This is a genomic window from Chitinophaga sp. 10T418, assembly GCF_056394125.1.
Window position 1 is genome coordinate 137,198 of the sequence record NZ_JBFTHG010000003.1, and the last position, 17,445, is coordinate 154,642.

Annotated in this window: 15 protein-coding genes; 9 read left to right on the top strand and 6 right to left on the bottom strand. The window is 43.6% G+C overall.

Features of this window, described 5'->3' with window-relative positions; all coding sequences use genetic code 11:
- Positions 1–21 precede the first annotated feature (21 nt).
- The 3 genes from AC1DCV_RS08725 to AC1DCV_RS08735 are packed head-to-tail and all read right to left on the bottom strand — an operon-like array spanning position 22 to position 645.
- Complete coding sequence (locus tag AC1DCV_RS08725; RefSeq protein WP_477022839.1) at positions 22–207, bottom strand: class I lanthipeptide; 186 nt, start codon at positions 205–207, stop codon at positions 22–24.
- Positions 208–234: 27 nt separating this feature from the next.
- Positions 235–426 (bottom strand): class I lanthipeptide, encoded by a 192-nt coding sequence (locus AC1DCV_RS08730; RefSeq protein ID WP_477022840.1) that lies wholly within the window; start codon positions 424–426, stop codon positions 235–237.
- A gap of 27 nt (positions 427–453) precedes the next feature.
- The gene (locus AC1DCV_RS08735; protein WP_477022841.1) at positions 454–645 is read right to left on the bottom strand and encodes a class I lanthipeptide; all 192 of its coding nucleotides are present in this window, start codon (positions 643–645) and stop codon (positions 454–456) included.
- A 421-nt stretch (positions 646–1,066) separates the two neighbouring features.
- On the opposite strand from AC1DCV_RS08735, the gene AC1DCV_RS08740 reads away from it, so the two are divergent.
- From AC1DCV_RS08740 to AC1DCV_RS08780, 9 genes are all read left to right on the top strand, one after another.
- Positions 1,067–1,864, top strand: coding sequence for a LytR/AlgR family response regulator transcription factor (locus tag AC1DCV_RS08740; RefSeq protein ID WP_477022842.1), 798 nt, complete (start codon positions 1,067–1,069; stop codon positions 1,862–1,864).
- Complete coding sequence (locus AC1DCV_RS08745; protein ID WP_477022843.1) at positions 1,857–4,808, top strand: sensor histidine kinase; 2,952 nt, start codon at positions 1,857–1,859, stop codon at positions 4,806–4,808. Before AC1DCV_RS08740 ends, AC1DCV_RS08745 begins: the two co-directional genes overlap by 8 nt.
- Before the next feature lie 104 nt (positions 4,809–4,912).
- Positions 4,913–6,121 (top strand): helix-turn-helix domain-containing protein, encoded by a 1,209-nt coding sequence (locus AC1DCV_RS08750; RefSeq protein WP_477022844.1) that lies wholly within the window; start codon positions 4,913–4,915, stop codon positions 6,119–6,121.
- Between the two features lie 155 nt (positions 6,122–6,276).
- Complete coding sequence (locus AC1DCV_RS08755) at positions 6,277–9,075, top strand: TonB-dependent receptor (protein ID WP_477022845.1); 2,799 nt, start codon at positions 6,277–6,279, stop codon at positions 9,073–9,075.
- Between the two features lie 17 nt (positions 9,076–9,092).
- The gene (locus AC1DCV_RS08760) at positions 9,093–10,286 is read left to right on the top strand and encodes a Ca2+-dependent phosphoinositide-specific phospholipase C (RefSeq protein ID WP_477022846.1); all 1,194 of its coding nucleotides are present in this window, start codon (positions 9,093–9,095) and stop codon (positions 10,284–10,286) included.
- A 364-nt stretch (positions 10,287–10,650) separates the two neighbouring features.
- A complete protein-coding gene (locus tag AC1DCV_RS08765) occupies positions 10,651–13,395 on the top strand; it encodes a T9SS type A sorting domain-containing protein (protein WP_477022847.1) in 2,745 nt (914 codons plus the stop codon).
- 255 nt (positions 13,396–13,650) lie between these two features.
- Positions 13,651–14,439: a helix-turn-helix domain-containing protein gene (locus tag AC1DCV_RS08770; RefSeq protein ID WP_477022848.1), complete on the top strand. Its 789-nt coding sequence runs from the start codon at positions 13,651–13,653 to the stop codon at positions 14,437–14,439.
- Positions 14,440–14,537: 98 nt separating this feature from the next.
- Positions 14,538–14,954 (top strand): DoxX protein, encoded by a 417-nt coding sequence (locus AC1DCV_RS08775; RefSeq protein WP_477022849.1) that lies wholly within the window; start codon positions 14,538–14,540, stop codon positions 14,952–14,954.
- 18 nt (positions 14,955–14,972) lie between these two features.
- A complete protein-coding gene (locus AC1DCV_RS08780; protein WP_477022850.1) occupies positions 14,973–15,326 on the top strand; it encodes a cupin domain-containing protein in 354 nt (117 codons plus the stop codon).
- A gap of 123 nt (positions 15,327–15,449) precedes the next feature.
- Here AC1DCV_RS08780 and AC1DCV_RS08785 read toward each other — a convergent pair whose 3' ends face one another.
- The 3 genes from AC1DCV_RS08785 to AC1DCV_RS08795 form a co-directional block, all read right to left on the bottom strand.
- The gene (locus AC1DCV_RS08785) at positions 15,450–15,860 is read right to left on the bottom strand and encodes a hypothetical protein (protein WP_477022851.1); all 411 of its coding nucleotides are present in this window, start codon (positions 15,858–15,860) and stop codon (positions 15,450–15,452) included.
- Positions 15,861–15,868: 8 nt separating this feature from the next.
- Entirely contained in the window at positions 15,869–16,111 is a 243-nt protein-coding gene (locus tag AC1DCV_RS08790) for a hypothetical protein (protein WP_441573843.1), read from the bottom strand.
- A 429-nt stretch (positions 16,112–16,540) separates the two neighbouring features.
- A complete protein-coding gene (locus AC1DCV_RS08795) occupies positions 16,541–17,428 on the bottom strand; it encodes a dienelactone hydrolase family protein (protein WP_477022852.1) in 888 nt (295 codons plus the stop codon).
- Between the last annotated feature and the right edge of the window lie 17 nt (positions 17,429–17,445).

Consider the following 17,445-nt stretch of genomic DNA (forward strand, 5'->3'; position numbering starts at 1 on the left):
AAAGTGCTCCCTACACTGATGTCAGTCAGCGCATTTTACACACCTGGTAGGGGATACATATGTTTCGCAGGTGACGAACCTGGTAGCCACAAATTGCATGGCCGCAGCTCCGCCAACCACTTGCGATTGTTCATGCCTGTTAAGCTCAGCAACGGTAGATTTATGCAGCACCAGCTTTGTGGGCAGGGATATTTTTTTCTTTTTCATACTATGCCTTTAAGTGGGTATTGTTATTTATAAGGAAGTAGTCGGATCTCCAGGACAGCAAAGACAATTAGGTGGGCTCTGCCTGGATTGGGTAGTTATTGGATGTATTGTGAAACCAGCACCACCTTGTATATGCTGTTGCTGTGGTATGCTCAGATTTGCAACAGTTTCCTTTTGCAGGAAAATTTTTTGGTTCAGATCAGCTTTTTTCTTTTTCATACCATACTTTTAAGTGAGTATTGTTATTTATAAACCACTGGTTGGATCTGTAACACAGCAAAGGCAATTTGGCGGTTGCTGCATGGATATCTTAGTTGGTGGATTTAGAGTAAACCCAACGCCCCCTTGTATACCCTGTTGCTGTGGTATACTCAGATTTGCAATAATTTCTTTTTGCAGGAAAATTTTTTGGTTCAGATCAGCTTTTTTCTTTTTCATACGTTATTTTTTTTGATGTGAGAAAATTTGGGCAAATAGTTATCTGCCCGTGATTACAGGTTAAATGTTTGGGTGTCAGTGTTTACAACATTATTACAGATCAGGCGAAGGCGCTCTTGTCATGGTTAAATTACAGGTCTATGGGTTATTATTTGTCCAGGGCTCATGGTAAATATTGTAACAAAATAAAGTTAAAAGATTCGGAATCACTTTCTTTTGAAAGTCCATAAATGGTACTATATTTTTCACTAACGGCAGTTCATCACTTTCTGTACCGGATTATTACTTTATTCATTATATTGCTGATGTAGTGCTGCTACCTGATCAGTAAAGTATTCTTATGAAAGTAATACGAGCAAACTTAACCCGGTGCTTACCCTTATTGTAATTACCACCACTGTTCTTTTTTAACTTCCAGCCCATGTTTAGCCCGATACATGATATACCTGAAAAGGACATCAACATCATTATTGTTGATGATGAACAAGACGCGTGCAGGAACCTCCGTCATTTGTTACTCACTTATATAGATGCGCGTATTGCTATAAAAGGTATGGCATACAATACGCAGGAAGCGGAAAGGCTGATCAGAACACATCAACCGGACGCTGTTTTCCTTGACATCGAAATGCCCGGAGAAGATGCATTCCACTTTCTGGAACGGTTAAAGCCATTGAATTTCGAGGTCATATTTGTAAGTGCTTATGATGAATATGCTGTAAAAGCATTCAGGCTTAACGCGGTGGATTACATCCTCAAACCTATTGACACAACAGAACTCACCAACGCTGTTGAGAAACTGAAGGAGAAATGTCACTACCGGAAGATGGCCCACGACTGGCAAACACAGGCGCCCAACAAAGCGAAGCCCAATCAGATCACACTCAGGAATCACCTGCAGATCGAAATAGTAGATTTCAAAGACCTGCTTTATATAGAAGCTAATGGCAATTATTCCAGAGTATTCTTTCAGCATAATAGTATTCCAAAAAGCATTGTGATGAGTCATTCCATTTCAGAGTACGAATCACTGCTGCCCGATACACTATTCTATCGTATACATAAATCATATCTGGTTAACTGCAGACATATCAGAAAAATACTAAAGGAAGAAAACCCGATGATACTCCTGGATAACAGGTACCGGCTGCCGGTAGGCCGAAGACGTTACAAAGGACTGCTCTTTTATTTAAAGAACAATAACTTCCCGGATGTGTAAACACCTGCATATAATCATTGTAATATGGCTGCTGTCAGGCATCTCCCTGTTATGTGCAGCCCAGGAACTGCCTGTGGTACATTATACTACTGAAAACGGGTTGCCGTCCAATATTGTATACTGTAGCTACAGGGACAGTAAAGGGTTGCTGTGGTTCGGAACAGACAAAGGCCTCGTCATGTACAATGGTATCAGGTTTGAAACCTTTACCACTTTCGATGGCGCACCCGACAATGAAATTTTCTACATCCTGGAGGATCATCACCAACGTCTCTGGATACAAACCTTTAATGGCCTGCTGTGCTATTACAAAGACGGGGTGTTTCATACCCCCGCCAACACTCCCTTCCTGCGGCTGAAGATAACATCTGCCCCCGTCAACATCATCAGGACAGAAAAAGACAGCTCCATTACTATTCTTCGCTCCGCAAACAATGAATTTATCAATATCAGGGATGACACCTGCCGCGTATATCAATTCCCTGACTGGGATAAAAGCCCCGGCGAATATGTTATTAACCTGCAAATGCAGCCCCATGGTACTTACGAACTATATACCAACAAGCGTACTATTCTTATCGACACCAGCAGACAAATACTAAAAATTACACCCACCAGTATTCCCGGCCCCCTCAAAGAGCTACAGGAGCCGGAAGGAATATATACCTTGCTAAGCAATCATACCATCGTTACCAGCAGCGGACAACCTGTATTTTCATTTAAACCAGGGGAGATCAATAGAAATAACATCACCCACTGCCACCTGTCAGACAGCAATGTATTTATTACGACCACTGACAAGGGCCTGTTTATCAATCACCATGCTCCCATTCTTTCCAGTGGCAAGTTCAGTGGTATTACGCAGGATATCACCGGCAATTACTGGCTCACCACCCTGAATGAAGGCATTTATCTTATCGGAAAAGATATCATCCGAAGCAATGCCCACCAGGCCAATTATCCCGGTAAAATAAAATTCGCATTTACCGATAATGGCACACTGTTTTACACCAACAGCGACAATAATCTCTACCGGTTTTACAAAGGAAAAACTACCTGTATACTGCATTACAACAGGTACCATCCAAAAAAATATGCTACACAGGATGAAGCAGGATTTATTTATGCTGATGGAGAATATCACAACTTTTATAATAACGACCACCTGATATTACAACACCTGCATGCACCGGTACCCGACATCAGAAGGAATACAATACAGCCTTCACATAGCCCAGACCTGCTCAATGCAGGAGCCGGATTCAAAGTAATGGCGGAAACTTCCCGGTATTTTTACGCCCTTCAGTCGGGCAACCGAATTATCCGCATCAACCGGAAAGCCGCTAAAACCAGCCATACCACTATATTTGAAAGCCCGACAGCCATCAGCGGAAAACAACGGATATACGGAATGGCAAAGGACCTCCATGACCGTATCTGGTACAATACCAACGACACCATGCACCTGATGACGGATCAACTGAAGATCATCACCTTACCTGCTTTTAATCATATCTCCTTCAAAAGGTTTTATATATTCGGTGATCATCTCACCGGCATTACCCATAACAACAAATTAATCGTTTGCAGTAACATTTATGACAATATCAGGATAGACACCCTTCCCGAACAGCCCTGCATATGGAATAGGATATACAGACTGGATAAAGACCACGTATTGCTGAGCAGCAATAACCAATACAGCGTGCTTAGTTTCGGGGAAAATAAAAATACACTTACTACAGTAGAAAATATCTTTATACCGCAACAAGTATCCTATATCTCTTCTGATTCCACTACCTGTTATTTTTTTAAAGAAGGAAAAATCACTGCCATACCGGTTAACCTCCTGTTAAATAATAACACCGTACAACGGATTTTCTTTACGCACATTAAAATCCTCGGAAAGGTACACCACATTACCGCAGACAATTTTATAATACCCTACCGGGATGCAGATAATATCTCCGTTGCCTTCTCTGCGCTTTCTTTCGGCAGTCCGCTCATATACCACGAATACAGCATTTCAAAAAACGGGGAGGATAACTGGCAACCTATAAAAGGTACAGAGATCAACCTGGTTAGCCCCGGATATGGAGAGCATGTGATCAGGATCAGATGCCGCAGTGCGTCCGGCAATTACAGTGTTCCTGCATCATTGCTACTTACGGTTACCCGTCCTTTCTGGACAACGCCCTGGTTCCTGCTGCCATTGGGAATAGGCGCCATTGGATTATTGCTGCTTACATTCCGTTACACTACGAAATATATAGTCCGCAAACGGGAACTCGCACACGCCGCAAAGATCCGGTTCATGAAATCCGAGTATAAAGCGTTAAATGCGCTAATGAATCCACACTTCATATTCAATAGCCTGAATAATATACAGGGATTGATCAATAACGATGACAAACGTCCGGCGAATGAATATCTGCAGATCTTCTCCAACCTGATCCGCCAGAATATGCATAACGTGAGCAGAGAACTGATCCCGGTCTCAAAAGAGATCACCCTCCTCCATAATTATCTCCGGCTGGAAAAACTGCGCTTTAAAAACTTACTGAATTATACCATTGATGTGGACGAGGAAGTAGACACCGATATCATTACGGTACCTCCCCTGCTAATACAACCCCTGGTGGAAAACGCCATCAGGCATGGACTGCTGCCCAGGCAGTCTGCCGAAAATATGGTCCGGATAAGCATATATGAAAAAGGAGACACCCTGTTTATTGAAGTAGCAGATAATGGTGTCGGCATCAACCACCAAAAGGATAGCATGCTTACGTCTCATCAGTCGTTTGCCCTGAAAAATATCCGGCAGCGCATTATCCAGCTACGGGAAATGTATGGCATGCCCATATCACTGGAGATTAATAATATTGATGGTGACAATGGGGAATCACTGGGCACACTGGCAGTTGTAACAATAGGCATTATATAAAGCCCTCTCCGACCAGGTATTTTTTTCCAAAGACACTGGTAATAATTTCTTAATACTGGTTATGTAGCTTCACGCCTGAAAATCATCATATAAACGGGGATGTCATGAAGTATATTATTTTACTGGGAGCTTTCCAGGCGTTGGTTGTATTCAGCATATTCATCATCGACCATAAAAAAAAGTCTTCGGATAATATATTAAGCTGGTTTTTAATACTTGTGTTTGTTCACCTGGGAAGTGGCTTCGCACTACATACACTTTTCCCCAACGCGGAAATACATAAGCAGTTCTATACTTTTATTACATTAATATATGCACCACTGTTGTGGATGTATGCCAGGCAACTTTCCGGCCGGCATCTGCAGGCGGGCCGGAAAAACTATTATCACTTCCTGCCGGCAATGGCAGGTGCTGTAGTCTATTTTACGATTGCAGGCTACATTATCCTACATGACGGTACTACACCCGCAATGATCATTTATTATAACCAGGTGGTAGGATACATTGCAATGATCTCTTTTCCGCTATATGGCGCTTTGGCCTTGTGGGAATCCCGTTTTATCCCATTCTTCTGGCAATCGGAAATATGGCTGGTCCGCTTTATGGCAGCGGTGTTTATGTCTACCACAGTCTGGATGCTGGTAATGGTGCTCAATAACCATTTACCTGCCACATCCCGGTTCATTGCCGACACGCATCTGTGGGGGAGAATATATACTTACATATCACTGCTGAGTATATGTCTGGCTATCGGAAGGGTAAGGATTTTATTTTTGATGGATACAGGAACATCATTACCACTGTTAGACCATACTCCCCCTGAGACAGCCCCTGCTATTGCCTCCATCGGGGAAACTGTAGAAAAGGAAACAGCACCTGACACTCCGCAGCTACCCCGAAAATCTTTGTTGACGGAAGCACAAAAAGCCACCATTGCCAGGCAGCTCAAACAGTGGATGCATGAAAAAGCTGTTTATAAAGACCCGGAACTTACGCTGGACAAACTCGCTGCAACCATGGACATATCCCGGCATCATCTTTCAGAAGTCCTCAATCAATACATTGGCCAGTCCTTTTATCAGTTCATCAACGAATACAGGATCCGGGAAGTGATCAAATTGATTGATGAGCACAGGCAACAAAAAGATGCGCCCAATATCTTATCGCTGGCTTTTGAGGCAGGGTTCCATTCCAAATCTTCTTTTAACCAATACTTCAAAAAAGTAACGGGCAATACCCCTTCTGCCTATTTGAAAAGTAAAAATGTGGTGGTAATAATGCCAGAAGAGATGGTCAAAAGTGTCCTGACTTAATTGGCTTAACAATAAGCTAACATTACATAATATATTGATTATTAGTCAATAACAGCCTTTTTTGTTTTCATCGATCTATAAAGTCGTACGGATTTATCTACAAGGACGACTTCTTCCAGTCATCGGTTCAACTTTGCGGAAAATTCTTTTTGCCCATGAGCAGCCGACTTTTATTAATGTTTTTGTTCCTGCCTGTTTTCTGTACGGCACAACAAATCAGGGGGAGCATTTTATCCAAAGAGGGGCCCTTACCCTCCGCTACTATCGTTATTGATGGCACCGGAACACAAACAGATCTTTCAGGGGTATTTAATATCACTCTCCGGAAAACCGGGAAGGTGACACTTAAAATCAACTATGTAGGATTTGCCGTTAAAACGGTGGAAATAGATGTCAAGCCGGGATTAAACCAATTGGGAACTATCCTGATGGAACCTGCTAACGGTGTACTCGGAGAAGTAGTAGTGAAAGGTGCTTCCGCCGGTTCGCAGATCCGGGCCATCAGCATTAAAAAGAATGCCCCGGGTATTATGGAGGTGCTGGCTGCCGATGCTATCGGCAAACTCCCCGACCGTAACGCCGCAGAGGCGGTGCAACGTATCCAGGGTGTTTCTATCGAAAGGGACCAGGGAGAAGGAAGGTATGTGTCTGTACGTGGTACACCTATCCAATGGAGCGCCACCCTGCTAAACGGCAACCGCCTGCCCACTGCCAGTCTCGATTATACCGACCGTCGTATACAGATGGATATTTTTCCTTCAGAACTGATAGAATATGTACAGCTGTCTAAAGCCCTCACACCGGATATAGAAGGGGATGCCATTGGCGGTTCCATCAATTTCATCACCAAAGCAGCACCGCTTTCAAAGATATTGCGGATCAATGCCGCCGGCGGATATGGCGACCAGGCCCGCAAAGGCTCTTACAATGCTTCTATTGTGTACGGCGACCGGCTATTGAAAGGCAAACTGGGGTTTGTGGTTTCCGGCGTCATCTGGGATCGTACATCAGCCCAGGACCGTTATAATATGAACTATGATTTTTCCAATCCCAATGCTAAGCAGTCATATTCCATCACAGATCTCCAGTTGAGAGACTATATCGCGCACCGCAAAACCACAGGACTGAACGCCGGTCTGGAATACAAATTCAATGACAGGCATAAAATACAATTCAAAGGTATCTACAGCGCCTTTCTTGATGGGCAGAACGTACGGGAAACCTACTTCTATTTCAACGCCAAAAATGCAACAATTACCGACAGGGCATCCAATTACTTTACTGACCTTTCTTCCGGTGAATTAAGCGGACAAAATGTTTTCTCAGGTAAACTGAGTCTCGATTGGGCGGCCAGTATGGATAAATCAAAGTTTAGGTTTAAAGATCCCGATTATTATCCTATGGCCATCTTCCAGCAGGCTGTCACTTACGATGGCCTGGCTGCTGATGGAAAAAAATACCTGGCTATGGATGCTCCTGATGGAAAAGGTGATGCGATAGATGCAGTACTGCCACATGTATCCTCCACGACTCCTATCAGCGCCGATGCCATGAAACTTTCGCAGGTGATTATGGTGCGCAGCACCAACTGGGAACAGAACAAACGTTTCAGCTTCAATTTAAAATATACACCTGCCGGATCCCTAACCCTGAAGTTGGGTGGTAAGTTCATTGATAAAGACAAGGTGGTGCAATCACCATACAACGTATATGTAGCCGGCATTCAGGGAGCAGCCCCCACAATGAACAGCCTGGGTACAGAGCGATTCCCTTACAATGGTGGCTTCCTGTCTGAAATCGGTTCACCATACAATAATGTTATCATCGATCAGATGGCCCTGAACCAGTTGAAATCATTGGTCACACCGGAAGGCATCAGTCAGCACCACCTGTATCCTTTCCAGGTAGATTCTGCCACTAACGCATCAGGCGCCACCAAGTACTTCACAGGTGTGGAAAAAGTATATGCGCTATACGTGATGGGAGAATATAAGATGTCAGAGAAACTGATACTCACAGGCGGCATTCGAAATGAATACAATAAAGTAACTTTCAACGGCAGCAAAGTAGTCTCTAATGCCAGTGGTAAGCAGGTAACCACGCTCACCCAGGACAACAGCTACAATGCCTTCCTGCCAATGCTCCATGTGAAATATAATGTGACTGAAAATGACATTGTTCGGTTAGCCTATACGCGCACCTTCGCCCGTGCAGACTTCAACAACCTGAATCCCGCTACCACCCAGGACGATGCCAACAAGGTAATCGTTAGGGGCAACGCCGGCCTGAAACCTACATTCGCCAATAACTTCGACGTCATGGCCGAACATTATTTCGGGGGCATAGGTATGGTCAACGCAGGTGCTTTTTATAAAAAACTAACCGACCTGGTTTATACCAATCAGTGGTCTGAAACGATCGGTGGCGTGCAATATGCCGTGAGTGAACCGGATAACCTGCAAGGCGCCTGGCTGGCAGGCTTTGAGGCCGGTTTTGTAAAAAGATTTACCGGGCTGCCGGGCTTCTGGAAAGGATTTGGAATAGATGCCAACTATACCTACACCGATTCAAAAGTGAAAATCCCCCGATTTGCTGACAACAAGAAGATAGAAGACAACAGCGTGATTCCCAAGCAGGCCAAACATATCTTCAACATATCACTGCAGTATGAATATAGTAAGTTCATGGCCCGCATTGCCGGCAACTATAAAGGCAAGTACCTCGATGTGATCCGTCAGTCTGCAGGCCCTGACCATTATCGTTGGTATGCAGAGAACTTCACCGTCGACTTTTCTGCTTCTTATGCCGTCACGCCCAAAATCAGGACATTTCTAGAATTAAATAATATCACCAATACGCCGGTACGCTATTATCACGGCACCTTTGACCGGGTAGAACAGGCCGAATGGTATTCCATTCGCGGACAAGTAGGCGTGAGCGTTAAAATTTTCTAACTAAAAAACTATCAACCATGCAAACAACTATTACCAGGGTATTGGGAACAATGCTGATGGCCTGCGCAACTACCATTTGTGATGCACAATCTTTACAACTGGATACGCTTAAAATAAACCAGGTACAGATACTGGGTACACACAACAGTTATGCCCGGCCCGTGGATTCCGCCGTGCTGGCCTATATTGATCCTATCTTTGAAAAAATGGGGCAAACATATATGAAAAGCATGCCGAAGGAACAACTGGCCGCCTTTCAGGAGTTTCATCCCAACACGGTAAAAATGAGTGAAGGCCTACATTACAACCATCCTCCATTTGATGTGCAACTGGATGCCGGTGTACGGAGCCTCGAGATAGATGTGTATAACGACCCTACCGGCAACCGGTTTAATGACCCCGCTGTATATCGTGAACTACGGAAGAAAGGTATTACGCAGCTGGCATCTTTTGATACAAAAGATCTGGACAAGCCAGGCTTCAAAGTGTTACACATGGCCGATATTGATTTCCGCACCCATTATACCACCTTCAAAGATGCCCTGATCGCTATGCGCTCCTGGTCAGATGCCCATCCCGGTCATTTCCCGATTTATGTGATGATAGAAGCCAAAGACAAGGGTATTCCTTTATTCCCCGGTTCCGCACAGGTGTTGCCTTTTGATGAAAAAGCCTTTGATGCGCTGGATCAGGAAGTTATTTCTCTAATGGGTAAAGACAAGCTGATCATGCCTGATGACGTACACGGAAAATTTCCAACATTGCGCGAAGCAGTCTTAGCTCAAAACTGGCCTACAGTAAAAGCTGCCAGAGGAAAATTCATTTTCCTGTTGCTGCCTTCTATGGCCGGAATGAACCTGGTGTCTGACTACGCTAAAAACAGGCCTAACCTGGAAGGCAGGGGAATGTTCATGCAATCGCTTCCGCAGGATACCTATGCCGCCTTTTTACTGCAGGACAACGCCATTGTGCGTCAGAAAGAAATACAGCAGGCGATACAACAAGGGTTCCTGGTCAGAACCCGCTCCGATATCGAAACGTATGAGGCGAAAGTGAATGATCATACCAGGGCTAACGCAGCTTTTGAAAGCGGTGCGCAGATCATATCCACAGATTTTTTCCGCCCGGGAAACGGATATGGAACACCTTACTTCGTGAACTTGCCAGGTGGCGGTGAAGCGAGGCCCAACCCGGTGAATACACGAAAATAATCACTATACATTTTTTAGTAGCGGAATAATCTCTATGAGGTTATTCCGCTTAATTTTTAGGCGAACCATACCTACGCAAGCTGCGGCTTTATATGTTCAAATCCTGCCCCTCGCACTTCTTCATAAAAATAATTTCAGTGTCGCCTCCTGCCATAATTTGATGAAAACCGTCAATCATAAAAATTCGAAAAATATAATTTAATTACCCTATTTTATGTGAGTGCTACACAGATGCCCTGTTAACGACAACAGGCAGGCTTACCTATATTCCAGATACTTTGATAAACCGCAGGCGTAACAGATCGCGACTATTTAAACCCATCGTATTCCGATATCATATTCCATGAACCAAATTCTAATGACTATGACCCACAACTACCCGTTAATCCGTACAGCATTGCTCCTTCTTTTATTTGTGATGATGATAACACCTTCTTCAGCTCAAACAACATGGCCTGCTGGTCAATTGCTGCCCTCATTTCCCGCAACAGCCAGTCAGCTGGATTTATTTTACAGTAATGGCACCTCTCTGCCACAGCAAAGGTCCTGGCGCTGGGAAGCAGAGGGCGCCTCGCTTAGTCATAAGACAGGGCGCTTAGAAACCGATGGCTGGCTTTGCCAGGTTGGAATCGATGCAGCAAATCAGCATATGATTTACGGACCTTATGATAACACCGTTACGGCAGGATTTAATATCGCTGAATTTAGAATGAAAATTGATAACAACACTGCCAATAATGATTCTGTAGTAGATATCGACGTCAGAGATGCTACTACCGGTGCCACCCTGGCATTTAAGACAATTACCCGGCAGCAATTTCCCATAGCATCTAACTACACAAGTATTAAATTGCCCTTCACTATGCCGGCAGACAACCACAATATCGAGCTACGGGTATTCTGGCGGGGAGCTGCCTATATAAAAGTGGACTGGGTGGGCGTACAGCAGGATAATGCCACTGCCGAAACTTATTTATTCAGTTCGCTGAAAGGCGTTGTTAACAAAACACAACCACGTATCTTCTCCTACGAAGGCGATGCCTTTGCAGAAGGACCTTATACCTGGATGCAGTCTTTAGGTTTAACCTGGACAGAACATACCGACAGGTGGGAACTGATCACTAAATACCGCACCGAAATAGATGGACTGATAGTGTATGATCCTGCACAAACAGCTACTGTGAACCTGGCCACCATGCTCGCAAAAAACAAAAAGGCACTTATTACCTCTCCATCGTTATTAGCACGGTTAACGGCTGCTCCCTATAATTTCCCTGTATTGGTTGATTTGCGTGGCCAGTTTACCAGTAATCTACAGGTATACCAGACGTTGTATAACACCTATTGGCCCACACTGGATCACCGGTTATTGATTGGGTTAAGCCCGGAAGCGCACCAGGGTTCGCTACGGGAATACGCTACTGCATTGGGTGCCGCAGTAATATGGTTAGATCCGAGGGTGTCGGGTGAAAGTGAATTGCTAAACAGCTTTCTATCTTCTATGCCGGCCGGAGCCAACTTTATGGGCTGGTGGCCGGAAGAAGGCTCCGGTGTAACAAGAGCATCCAGCTATGGCATAGCCACCATTGCGAGCGATTATGCCACCAATTTAACGGTTCATAGTGGTATGCCCAGGACGGTCGTTGTTAAACCGATACCGCCAAAACCAGTCCTGAAAAATAAAATTTATGTTGCATTTATATTAAGCGATGGAGACAACTTACAATTTGTTGAACACCTGATGCGCAAGCTTTGGAATAATCCCGATCGTGGCTCAGTGCCTATTGGATGGACCTTGTCACCGGCGATGCTGGATGCGATGCCGGGAGCATTAAACTTCTATCATCAAACCGCCACGAACAATGATAACCTGATTTCGGGACCCTCCGGATACGGTTATGTATATCCAAATAATTTCCCCAATCAGAATACCTTAAACCAATTTGTTGCTAAAACAGAAGACTATAACAAACGGGCAGGGTTCCGCGTTGTCACCATCTGGAACACAATCACAGGTGGCATCAACCAAAATGTTGGAGAGAGCTTTGCCACATATGCACCATCATTACTTGGGCTAACAGCTCAGAATACAGGTGGCCCGCTTAGCATATATAATCAGGTCCTCCCGGGAATGCCGCTTTCCTGCAACTATTGCACCGGTGAACAAGCGATGAAAGATGCTGTTGCTTCTGCTTCTTCAGGATGGAATGGAGCATCACCGAGGTTCATCATTATCCAGGCGCAACCATGGCAGGATGTGAAGCCCACAAATTTTAAAAACGTCATGAATTCGCTCGATTCCAATCATATTGTAGTGCGACCAGATCATCTTTTTCAATTGCTGCGTGAAAAAAATGGCCTTCCCGCCGTTAATACTGATAATAGCCTGGGAGTAGATATTACAGACCTGCCGGGAGGAATACTGAGTGCCCAATATCAAACCGGTTCTCCAACAGGTGAAGAATATACAAATCTCATCGACAACAATCGTAACTCGAAATACCTGACGTTTAATTCTTCTGCCTGGATACAATATCAGGCACCCTCCAGCTATATCGTGAAAAGTTATACCATCACGTCAGCAAATGATGAACCGGACCGGGATGCTATGAACTGGACACTACAAGGATCCACAAATGGCAGCACCTGGAACACTATTGACAGCCGCTCCAATGAAGACTTCCCCTATCGTTTTCAAAACAGGATTTTCAACACTAACAATAACACGGCGTATACATTCTATAGATTCAACATCTCCAATAACAGTGGAACAATTCTACAACTGGCGGAGATCGAACTGTTTGGCAAACCATCATCCAACCTGAATAATGCACGCATCAATGTTATTACAGACCCGAAAATCCAAAAAGAAGGGAAGACCACAAATCAGCCCAAAGGCATCTCGCTGTATCCTAATCCAGTTGGTACCAAACTCTATATTCGTGGACTAAATAATATCGCTACACTCGAGGTATATGATAACAATGGTCAACGTATGAAGCGCGCATCAGGAACAGCTATTAACATTGCGGAACTAATGCCGGGTACGTATTTTCTGAAAGTCAGTTCAGAAGAAATAAATCATACTTATAAGTTTGTTAAGCATTAAAAACTCATCTTACACAACCTGAAAGGACTTCAAGGAACAGACATAAGCCTGTTCCTTTTTCCTTTAAATGCTTTGAAACAATAAGGACGGGGGTTCGCGCCCCAACTAATAACAACAACAAAAATTCAGAATAATTCCAAAAATCTAAAAGAACATTATTAAATTTGAAGCCGGCCCATAAGAAGCCAGTGCGATAGTCGCAACAACCAAAATCGTCAACCCGAATTCTAAACAGTCTCATATCCATAGTAACAGATGATAACAATAAACGATGTAGGAAATATTGCCGCCATGGACAAACCACGGCGTATTATGAAATACGTATTGGTTTACTGCGTTTCTGGCAAACTATCTATGACTATTGACGAAAGAGAATTTCATCTTGCTGCTGGACAGGTCATCACCATCACCTCCGGGCAAATTCATAGCCTGATCAGGCCTCCAAAAACGAAAGGTTATATACTTGAATTTACATTAGATTTCTTTTGTAAAGATGATAAAGACATTGAATTGATTTTCCATAACGGATTGTTTTGCCATTTCGCCATGAACGAAGTGATATCCGTTGATAAAGCGGTTATTGAAGCCCAGCTAAAATCAATTGAGGAGGAATTGCTTAATAAACCATACCAATACCTTATCTCCGTTCATAGCAGGGTAGAACTGATATTGGTGGCAATTAACCGGGCTAAAGTTGCCAGAGGAGATGAAATATGGAAACCCGATGCCTTATTCCTTAAATTCCTGGAAGCGGTAAGGAATAATTTTGAGCACAATTATCCGCTTAGCCAGTTTGCTGAATTGCTTGGCACTACCGAATTAAAATTAAATGAGCTTGCAAAACTGCATACGGGAAAAACAGCGCAAAATGTGATCTATGGGCTGGTGACCTCTGAAGCCAAGAGACTGCTTACTTATGGCAATCTCTCTGTAAAAGAGGTCGCTTATCAGCTTGGCTTTAACGACCCGTTCTATTTCTCCAATTTCTTTAAGAAACAAACAAAATCTTCCCCCAAACAATATAAAGAAAGGCTGACAGCGTAAATATTACATGCTTTTCTCAACATTCTCTATTCTTTAAGGGGCCTTTGTAAGCCATCTTTGTGTCTGATTAATTATCTGCAATTTTAAAAAATCAGGACATGAAAGTTACAGACATAGCCACCCTGCTGTTACGATTGGCACTGGCATCAGGCTTTTTATCTGCCGTAGCGAGTCGCCTTAGCTTATGGGGAAGCCAGTCATCCGGCTGGGCCAATTTCTTAACCTATACAGCACAGGTAAATTCATTTGCGCCCAAAAGTATTATTCCGGCCATTGCGATAGGCAGCACCGTTTTGGAAACCACATTAGGAATGTTGCTGCTCGTTGGCTTTAAAACAAATTATGCTGCCTATAGCGCCGCCCTGCTTTCATTCGTATTTGCCCTGGCCATGACCTGGTCATTTGGTATAAAAGAGCCGATGGACTACTCTGTATTCGCCTTCTCTGCAGGCGCCTTCCTTTTGGCCACCATGCCTTCCTACAAATGGAGCATTGATCAATTATTAATCAACTAACCGCATAAAACAACAAATATGAACACAGACATTCATCATTACATCGTACGAAATAATCAAAAAGAATGGCAGCCATTAATTGAAAAAGGAATTCATTATCATGGCATATCTGTCATTTCCCTCTGCTACGACGAAACAAAGCAGCGTTCCACTACTATCCTGCTGAAATTTGAACCAGGCGCAACATACCCCTATCATAATCATCCTGCCGGTGAAGAAATATTTGTATTAAGCGGTGACGTAATATTGGAAGGGGCTACACTTTTACAGGGAGACTACCTATATACTCCTCCGAATTTCAAACACTCCGTCACTACGAAAACAGGATGTACCATGTTGTTTGTTATCCCGGAAGAAGTAGAAATTCTATAATTGAATGAGGAACGAAATAAGAAGGGTAACAATACATAAGCAGCCGGAACAACTGTTTCCGGCTGCTGTAATTCCGTCTGCTGACGGATCAAATCATTATTACATGTCGATGCAGGATACCCGTTATGCTTGTACAGTCGTCACGTCTTGTTCTGTGACTTCAGTTATTACAAACACGCAGATCTTACAGGCACCGTTACCTTGTTGATGAAACCATCTGCAATTTTTCCGAATGGGGCAACGTGGCAAGTCTTCCTTTGCGGGAACACTATCCAGGTAGGTAACCAATTTGTCTATTACCCCACAGGTTTTACCGGTCCATTGCGAACAGGCGCCTTCAACACATTTATTGGTAAATCTGAATGCCTGCTCTGCTGCAACCTGGCTTTCATTTACTTTCTGAATAAATGTTTCATCGACCGGCAAAGTCTGAGGCAGAATGGCAACGGTACCATCCTCCTGCCTCATCCCCAGCAGCTCGGATCCTGTTTTACACCTCGATGACGGGCATAAAAATTTCTCCTGATCTTTCATAAAAACAGCTATTCAAACCTGATAGAATCCTTTATGATTACTTTATCAAAATCTCTTAGTATAAAGCCCCAGATAATGGGAGAATGAGGCCAGTGACTAACAGGGATCAATACATTGCGGGCCACATTACCAGCACTAATTCCAGCGAGTTCGCCTGTCACTGCTTTCTGAATAGCGCTATTAATTTTATGACGTTGTTCGTCAGTAAGCTTGAGATCACCAAGATCTACAACAAATTTGTTTTCTTTCATAATAAATTGATTAGTGCACCGTGTGAATGGGTGCGGGAGAGTAATGAGGTTATTACAGAGGATTTGAGGTGAGAACAGGTCTCATGTAGTACCAGTACAGCTATTTGAGAGAAATATTTATTCTTCGGGGTTGTAATTAAATCAATTTAAGCGTCATTCTCCATCCTATTTCATGAGACAGTATTCCGTTAAATTGCTATGTAGCCATATKAGTGTTTTTTGGAGTGATAAAATATCAATTGGGGTCGCTGATTATTATAGGCTCTCTGTAACAAATTTAAGAGAATCTCCTGAGAATCCACCAAATACTTTTATAGCTATCTGCTTGTTATTCATGTTATAACACGCAACATATATCAAAACAAAAATCTCATAGTCGCTTAAAAAATTTCGGCGACTATGAGATCCGGAAAGAACTATGTATATTATTTACACTAACTTTTCTGAAAAGAAATCAATAGTCCGGTTCCATGCCAACACTGCTGCGTCCTTGTCATAACGAGGAGTGGTATCATTGTGGAAGCCGTGATTTGTACCGGGATAATGGTAAACGGTATATTCCTTATTGTTATCTGTCAATACTTTTTCATAAGCTTTCCAACCGCTGTTGATACTGGCATCTGTTTCAGCATAATGTAATTGAAGTGCTGCCTTAATATTGGGCACTTCTTCCAAAGGAGCCTGGCCTCCATAAAAAGGAACTGCGGCCAGCAAATCGGGTACTCTCGCCGCCATCATATTGGAAATCCATCCTCCGAAACAAAATCCTACTACCCCCACTTTGCCGTTGCAATACTCATATTGCTTCAGGTAATTGAATGCGGCGATGAAGTCTTCCAGCATTTCTTTCGGCTCTCTTCTATTGTGCAAGGCCCGCCCGTCATCATCATTTCCGGGATAACCGCCTAAAGGACTCAATGCATCCGGAGCCAGGGCGACAAATCCTGCCAGAGCAGTACGTCTCGCCACATCTTCAATATGTGGATTCAAGCCCCTGTTTTCGTGCACTACCACTATTCCAGGTAGCTTCTTTTGATTGCCCCTGGGCATACACAACAACGCTTTTATGGTGCCACCTCCTTTGGGAGATGGATAGCTGATATATGTTGTAGTAATTCCAGGGTCATCTGCCCGAACCTGTATGGCATCTTTGTAATCAGGCGTTAAGAAGGCCATTAGGGAGGCAACAGTCCATCCATCAACAGCATAAGCGGACAACTTTTCTGTAAATGCCTCTTTGCTTAACCGATTGTGTGCATAATCGTTGTATAATTCAAAAACGACTGGTTGGATATTTTCTTTATTGAGCTTGTTCATAACCATATATTTTAAAT